General features: G+C 65.2%; 2 protein-coding genes. One reads left to right on the top strand and one right to left on the bottom strand.

Translation table 11 applies throughout. The annotated features are described in order from the left end of the window. Positions 1–215 (bottom strand): hypothetical protein (locus EOA60_RS38420; RefSeq protein ID WP_206628314.1); only part of this gene is annotated, 215 nt, incomplete at its 3' end. A 138-nt stretch (positions 216–353) separates the two neighbouring features. Here EOA60_RS38420 and EOA60_RS29530 point away from each other — a divergent pair. Further along, positions 354–971 carry a hypothetical protein gene (locus EOA60_RS29530; RefSeq protein WP_127335393.1) on the top strand — a complete coding sequence of 206 codons (618 nt, stop codon included), beginning with the start codon at positions 354–356 and terminating at the stop codon, positions 969–971. The last annotated feature ends 1,277 nt before the right edge of the window (positions 972–2,248 follow it).

The raw sequence follows: 2,248 nt of genomic DNA, 5'->3' as shown, positions 1-2,248 counted from the left end.
GCTACACCCTCTCCCAGTCCCTTCAGGACTATGGCGCGATGCTTGGGGCGGTCAAGTCCCTCGGCGAGGAGGACGAGACGCTGCTGCAGGGCGGGCGCAAGCCCTGCCACGCCCTTTCCCAAGCCCCATAGGGCCGAGGCGCGATGCCTGGGGAGGTCAAGTCCCTCGGCGAGGAGGACGAGACGCTGCTGCAGGGCGGGCGCTAGCCCTGCCACGCCCGCTCCGAAGCACCATAAAGCCGAGGCGCAGTCCCAGGGCTGGTCGAACCCCTCGGCGAGGGCGACGAGACGCTGCTGTAGGACGGGCTCAAGCCCTGCCGCGCCCTTTCCGAGAGCCCCGAGTACCAAGGCGCGATGCTGCGGGTCCTCAAGTCCCTCGGCAAGGAGGACGAGACGCTGCTGCAGGGCGGGCGCGAGCCCTCCCACACCCGTTCCGAGACCCTCCAGGGCTGCGGCGCGATGCCTAGGGTCGACGAGCCCCTCGGCGAGGAGGACGAGACGCTGTCGCAAGGCGGGCTCAAGCTCCGCCACGCCCGTTCCGAGGCCCTCCAGGGCCGAGGCGCGATGCGAGGGGTCATCAAGTCCTTCAGCGAGGACGACGAGACGCTGTTGGAGCTCTGGCGCAAGCCCTGCCACACCCGCTCCGAGGCCTTTCAGGGCCGTGGCGCGATATCCGGGTTCACCCAGTTCTTCGGCGAGGAGGACGAGACGTTGTTGCAGGGCGGGCGCAAGCGCTCCTGCACCCTTTCCCAAGCCCCTCAGGGCCGAAGCACGATCGAAGGGCTGGTCGAGCCTCTCGGCGAGGAGGACGAGACGCTTCTGCAGGGCGGGCACAAGACCTGCCACACCTGGTCCGAGGGCCTCCAGGGCCGCGGCGCGATGCCAGGGGCAGTTAAATCCTTCGGCGAGGAGGACGAGACGCTGCTGCAGGGCGGGCGCAAGCCCTGCAGCGCCCCTTCCGAGGCCCCATAGGGCCGAAACCCGATCGAAGGGCTGGTCAAGTCCCTCGGCGAGCGCAACGAGACGGAGTTGGAGCTCGGGCGCAAGCCCCGCCACGCCCTCTCCGAGGCCCCATAGAGCCGAGGCGCGATACAGCGGCTCGGCAAGCCCCTCGACGAGCGCGACGAGGCGCTGCTGCTGCACTGTGGTGAGGCAATTCAAGTTGGGCGCGAGGGATTGGATCACGCTGGGATGCATCAACACGGCAGAGGGGTCGACACCTGGCTGGGGCTCCGTCAACTTGTTCCAGATGGCTTGAACCCGGATAGCCCTTTGGCGGCTTTCTTGAGGTACGATCACCATGGTGGCGACGCGCAGCTGTTGATTTGTCTGCGACATCATCAGCAGACCGATCGGGCTGAGCCGCTCGGCAATCTCACCGAGCAGTTCCGGCTGCAGATGAAGGACGCTACTGCTGGGCTGGGGGGAAACGCTCGATGCTTGCGGCTCACCGCGCGTCTGCTCCACCACAGAACAGGATGATTGGCCCGGTCCTTCAACGCCAACCGCCGGCCCGGCGGAAGAATCGTCCGTGATGCTACCTTCCATGGCGCTAAATACCGAGATGGGCGCCTTGCCCCGCTCCTCAATGCCCCTCACAACTCACCTCCTGTGGGACGACAAACTCAATGAGATCATCAGCAATAGACGTGCCACCTGGAGCCGCCGACAACCACCATTGTCGCGATGATGTCGTCGTCTCGCCCGCGTCGGCGGCGAGCAGGATCTGGGCCCGATTGAGTTTGCGCGCCGGACGCTTACCGCTACGCAGCATCGCAGTGAGTTCGTCGCGTTCGGGTTGGTCGAGATTGACGCGCAGGACAATCTGGAGCGCGCAGTGGGGTTGGATCGAGCTGGCTTTGCCAAGGGTGCTAACCGACGATGCGGTTAGCAACGGCGTCAAACAACGAGACGGCGAATCGAATCGAACTGTGCCGATCTTACGGTCGAACTCAAGAAGCCCGGTGTCACCCGGCGCAAGGCTGTTCAGCTGTTACCCCTGAAGGCGCCGCCATGACGCCCTCAAAGCCAGAGAGGCGCAATATGTGCATTCACGGCATCTTCTCAGAGAGGGTAGGCGAGGATTTCGAACTGCTGTTGCGGATTCGGACTGTCTTACATCCTAAGGCAATAGTGCTGCCAGGGCGCGAGCCCGATACTCCGGCTGGGCAAGTCCGTCGGCAAGGGCAGCGAGGCGCCGTTGTTGCTCGGGCTCAAGCCCTGCCACGCTTGTCCCGAAAGCTTGGAGG

The organism is Mesorhizobium sp. M1A.F.Ca.IN.020.06.1.1, from assembly GCF_004023265.1.
Taxonomy (GTDB): Bacteria; Pseudomonadota; Alphaproteobacteria; order Rhizobiales; family Rhizobiaceae; genus Mesorhizobium.
Note: the sequence above shows the minus strand (reverse complement) of the source record. Positions and strands in the feature narration are given on the sequence as shown.

Bases quoted from the DNA above. Each gene is read 5' to 3' on its own strand.
- EOA60_RS29530 (WP_127335393.1), top strand. From the start codon at position 354: ATGCTGCGGGTCCTCAAGTCCCTCGGCAAGGAGGACGAGACGCTGCTG.